The 4,786-nt window shown below is 67.7% G+C and carries 5 protein-coding genes and 1 pseudogene; 4 read left to right on the plus strand and 2 right to left on the minus strand.

Annotated features, from left to right (window positions below):
* Positions 1-8 precede the first annotated feature (8 nt).
* A complete protein-coding gene (locus tag AC1D1G_RS41865) occupies positions 9-1,202 on the plus strand; it encodes a sensor histidine kinase (RefSeq protein WP_280779878.1) in 1,194 nt (397 codons plus the stop codon).
* Positions 1,199-1,888: a response regulator transcription factor gene (locus AC1D1G_RS41870; protein WP_005251956.1), complete on the plus strand. Its 690-nt coding sequence runs from the start codon at positions 1,199-1,201 to the stop codon at positions 1,886-1,888. The genes AC1D1G_RS41865 and AC1D1G_RS41870 overlap by 4 nt, the downstream gene beginning before the upstream one ends.
* A gap of 86 nt (positions 1,889-1,974) precedes the next feature.
* Here the strand turns inward: AC1D1G_RS41870 and AC1D1G_RS41875 are convergent, their stop codons facing one another.
* Both AC1D1G_RS41875 and AC1D1G_RS41880 read right to left on the minus strand, forming a co-directional pair.
* A complete protein-coding gene (locus tag AC1D1G_RS41875; protein WP_317570141.1) occupies positions 1,975-2,310 on the minus strand; it encodes a hypothetical protein in 336 nt (111 codons plus the stop codon).
* A gap of 69 nt (positions 2,311-2,379) precedes the next feature.
* The gene (locus AC1D1G_RS41880) at positions 2,380-3,165 is read right to left on the minus strand and encodes a DUF3109 family protein (protein WP_477956566.1); all 786 of its coding nucleotides are present in this window, start codon (positions 3,163-3,165) and stop codon (positions 2,380-2,382) included.
* Between the two features lie 66 nt (positions 3,166-3,231).
* On the opposite strand from AC1D1G_RS41880, the gene AC1D1G_RS41885 reads away from it, so the two are divergent.
* Both AC1D1G_RS41885 and AC1D1G_RS41890 read left to right on the plus strand, forming a co-directional pair.
* The gene (locus tag AC1D1G_RS41885) at positions 3,232-4,185 is read left to right on the plus strand and encodes a Ppx/GppA family phosphatase (RefSeq protein ID WP_105415996.1); all 954 of its coding nucleotides are present in this window, start codon (positions 3,232-3,234) and stop codon (positions 4,183-4,185) included.
* Positions 4,182-4,786 (plus strand): annotated as a pseudogene (locus tag AC1D1G_RS41890) (hypothetical protein); the annotation flags it as partial. The gene AC1D1G_RS41885 and the pseudogene AC1D1G_RS41890, both read left to right, overlap by 4 nt.

Consider the following 4,786-nt stretch of genomic DNA (forward strand, 5'->3'; position numbering starts at 1 on the left):
ATTCAGGCGTGAGTGTTGTTCAAGCCGTCTTGCTTGCCATCGTGGGCGGCTTCGTCGGTTACCTCGTCGGTGGCGTGCTGATCCCCATGCTGTCCACCCGGCAGGCGCAGCGGATGGAAGAGAAGTCCGGGCTCACGATGTCGCAGGTCCTCGACCTGATCGTGCTGGCCTCCGAGAGCGGCATCGCCGTGGTCGACCAGTTCCACGACGTCGTCCTGTTCAACCCCCGGGCGGAGGAGTTGGGCCTGGTGCGGAACCGGCTCGTCGACGACCGTGCGTGGGTGGCGGCGCTCCGGGTCCTCGAAACCGGCGAACCCGTCGAGGTCGACCTGAGTACCAAGAACCCGCAGCGGGGACGGGATCGGATCGCGGTGCGCGGCACCGCACGTCTGCTCAGCAAGGAAGACCACAACTTCGTGGTCCTGTTCGCCGACGACGACTCCGAGCAAGTCCGGATGGAAGCGACCCGCCGCGACTTCGTCGCCAACGTCAGTCACGAACTCAAGACCCCGGTCGGCGCGATGGGTCTGCTGGCGGAGGCGCTCCTCGAATCGGCGGACGACCCCGAGTCGGTCCGGCACTTCGGCGAACGCGTGCTCAGTGAATCCGTCCGGCTCGGCAAGATGGTCACCGAACTGATCGCGCTGTCGCGGCTGCAGGGCGCCGAGAAACTGCCCGACCTCGAAGCCGTCTCCGTCGACGAGGTGGTGGACGAGGCGCTGCAGCGTTGCAAGATCTCCGCGGAAGCCGCCGGGATCGCCGTCACCACGGACCACAACAGCGGCTACGAGGTGCTCGGCGACCGCGCCCTGCTCGTCACCGCCCTGTCCAATCTGGTCCAGAACGCGATCGCCTATTCGCCGAAGGGCGCCCCGGTGTCGGTGAGCCGGTCGATCCGCGGCGACAACGTGGCGATCTCGGTGACCGACCGCGGCGAAGGCATCGCCAAGGCCGACCAGGAGCGCGTGTTCGAACGCTTCTTCCGCGTCGACAAGGCGCGTGCCCGCGCGACCGGCGGAACGGGACTCGGTCTTGCGATCGTCAAACACGTGGCCGCCAACCACAACGGATCCATCGACCTGTGGAGCAAGCCCGGAACAGGTTCGACGTTTACCCTRCAGATTCCTGCACACATCGAGACAGTGGACGCCGAGAGCGGAAACGTCGGGAAGAGAGAAACCGGTATGGAGGCCAAGCGATGACAAGTGTGCTGATCGTGGAAGACGAGGAGTCACTGGCCGACCCATTGGCATTCCTGTTACGCAAGGAAGGGTTCGAGACGACGATCGTCGGCGACGGACCGTCCGCGCTCGCCGAGTTCGACCGGGCCGGTGCCGACATCGTCCTCCTCGACCTCATGCTGCCCGGCATGAGCGGCACGGACGTCTGCAAGCAACTCCGCAGCCGGTCCGGTGTCCCCGTCATCATGGTGACGGCACGGGACAGTGAGATCGACAAGGTGGTGGGCCTCGAACTCGGCGCCGACGACTACGTGACCAAGCCGTACTCGGCGCGGGAACTGATCGCCCGCATCCGCGCGGTGCTGCGCCGCGGCGTCGACAGCGAACTCGACGTCGCGCAGGACTCGGCCGTCCTCGAGGCGGGGCCGGTCCGGATGGACGTCGAACGTCACGTGGTCCAGGTGAACGGCGAGGCTGTCACGCTGCCGCTCAAGGAGTTCGACCTCCTCGAGTACCTGCTGCGGAACTCGGGCCGGGTGCTCACCCGCGGGCAGCTGATCGACCGGGTGTGGGGCGCGGACTACGTCGGCGACACCAAGACCCTCGACGTGCACGTCAAGCGTCTGCGTTCGAAGATCGAGACCGACCCGGCCAAGCCGGAGCATCTCGTCACCGTCCGAGGCCTGGGCTACAAACTGGAGGCGTGAGCGGACGCCGATCCGCCACGGTTACAGAAGAATTCGTCAGCCGCACACGCAATTGCGTGTGCGGCTGACGAATTCGTGGGCGTGCGTCAGAACGGGTTGTACACGTAGACACCGCGGAACGGCGCCGAGATGACCTGCGTGAGGGCGTGTTCGCGACCCTGGTCGTCGAACTGCCTGCAGTAGACCGCGACGTAGTGCCCGTCGCCCTTGCACTCGATGACCCGGCCGGTTCCGTACGGGCTCAGCACGAGCGCCCGGTCACCCTTGTCGCCGAACGCACCCGGATCGAACGGTGCGACGAAGTTCGCCGTCTTGTCGTAGAAGGTGTTCCAGTCCGGGGTCGGCTGGGCGGACGCGGTCGGCGCGAGGGCAAGCGTCGCGGCGGCGGTCAACAGGGCACCTGTCAGAATTCGAGCGAACATGATCTCTCCCGTCATGGCTGTGCCCGGAATGGGGCCGTGACGGGTAAATCGACCGATGGGTCTGATGCGTTACTCGGCGGCCTTCCGCTGGGCGGCGGCGGTGGCGGGGTGCACGGCGACGAGGCCGAGGCCTGCCCTGCGCTTGCACATCTTCGCCAACTCCGAGTACGCCGCCTTGCCGAGCAGTTCCGTCAACTCAGGTGCGTACGACTRCCAGACGGCCTTGACTCCGACGTGGGCGTCGGGGGAGCCGGAGCAGTACCAGTCCAGGTCCGAGCCGCCCTCGCCCCAGCCGCGCCGGTCGTACTCGCTGATGGTGGTCTTGAGGATCTGCTCGCCGTCCGGGCGTTCCACCCACTCCTGGGTGCGGCGGATCGGGAGCTGCCAGCACACGTCGGGCTTGACCTCGAGAGGCTCGATCCCGCGCTTGAGGGCCATCGAGTGGAGCGCGCAACCGACGCCGCCCTCGAAGCCGGGACGGTTCAGGAAGATGCAGGCGCCGTGGTAGCGGCGGGTGCGCAGCGCGGGCTCGTCCTCGAGGTCGTCCTCCTCGACGTAACCCTTCTTGCCGAGACCCTTCTCCATGAACTGCCAGTCCTCGGGTGTGAGCATCTTCACTGACTTGTTCAGCTTCTCCAGGTCCTCCTCGTCGGAGAGGAACGCGCCGTGGGAGCAGCAGCCGTCGTCCGGCCGGTCGCCGATGATGCCCTGGCAGGCGGGGGTGCCGAACACGCAGGTCCAGTGGGAGAGCAGCCACGTCATGTCCGCGGCGATGATGTGCTCGCTGTTGTCGGGATCGGGAAATTCGACCCATTCGCGAGCGAAGTCGAGGGGTACTTCCGGGCTGGGTGTCATCTTGTGTGAACGCCCTGCTTTACGTGCTGTCACAAAGCCCGACGGTAGACCCAGTACCGTGTCAATGTGCGACTAGGGGTACTCGACGTCGGAAGCAACACCGTCCATCTTCTCGTAGTGGACGCCCACAGGGGCGGCCACCCCACACCGATGAGTTCGACCAAGTCGACTCTGCGATTGGCGGAGAACACCGACGACCGGGGTGACATCACCTCCCAGGGTGCAGATCGCCTGGTCTCGACGGTGGCAGACTTCGCCAGCATCGCGAAGACGTCGGGGTGCGGTGAGCTGATGGCGTTCGCCACGTCCGCCGTGCGCGACGCCAACAATTCGGACGCCGTGCTCGAGCGGGTACACGCCGAGACCGGGGTGACGCTCGAGGTTCTGTCGGGTGTCGACGAGGCTCGGCTGACGTTCCTCGCCGTGCGCCGCTGGTTCGGGTGGAGCGCGGGCCGCATCCTGAACCTCGACATCGGCGGCGGATCCCTCGAGCTGACGGCGGGCGGCGACGAGGACCCGGACGTCGCGCTGTCGCTGCAACTCGGCGCGGGACGGCTCACCCGGGACTGGCTCGAGGCCGACCCGCCGGGCAAGCGTCGCGTGGCGGTGCTGAGGGATTGGCTGGACGCCGAACTGACCGTCCCGTCGAAGGAACTGCGCGCGGCGGGGCAGTGGGATCGGGCGGTCGGCACGTCCAAGACGTTCCGCTCGCTGGCCCGGCTGACGGGCGCAGCGCCGTCCGGCGCCGGCCCGCGGGTCAAGCGCACCCTCACCGCCAGCGGTCTCAGGCAACTCATAGCTTTCATTTCGCGGATGACGGCCTCGGACCGTGCAGAATTGGAAGGGGTGAGCTCCGACAGGTCGCAGCAGATCGTGGCCGGAGCACTCGTTGCGGAGGCCAGCATGAGAGCACTGGGCGTGGAGGAACTGGAAATCTGCCCCTGGGCTCTGCGTGAGGGTTTGATCCTCCGCAAGCTCGATACGGAAATGGGCGGTGAATTGATGGTGGGTGCTCGATGACCGAGGACAGTCAGCAGATCTCTGTGTCAGAGCTGCTCAAACGCAACGGGCAGCAGGTGGAGTCCCGGGGCGGGCGGCGTCGTCGCGGCGTCAAGGGGGGAATCTCCGTCGCCGAGCTGACCGGTGAAATTCCGGTGGTCCGGGATCCGTCCGATTCGCGGGCACTCGACCCCGAACCCGAACCGGAACCTGCCGCGCCCGAGCCGCCCCGCGCGTCCGCACCGTCGGCGCCGTCCGCGCGCGCCGACGAGCGCACAGCAGCGTTCAAGGCTCCCGTCGACGACGACGATGACGACGAGCCCATCGCCAGTCGCCCCGCCGGCCGCGGCCGCGGAGTGGTGGCGGGTGGGACGTCGCGTGATCACCAGGGAACCTGGGTCAGCCGATCCGTCCAGAAGGAACGGCCGGCGCCCGAGGCCGCCGCGCCCGCACCGGCGCCCACCGTGGCCGCCCCGGCCGTGAAGAAGGCGGAGCCCGCCCCGACCGTCGCCGCTCCCCGCGTGAAGCCGGCGCCGAAGACCGACACCGCGGCGGCCGAGACCGCACCGGCGGCGAAGTCCGACGCGCCCGCGAAGCCCGCGGTCCCGGCGAAGCCCGAGGC

Source organism: Rhodococcus sp. P3_B8 (assembly GCF_056402775.1).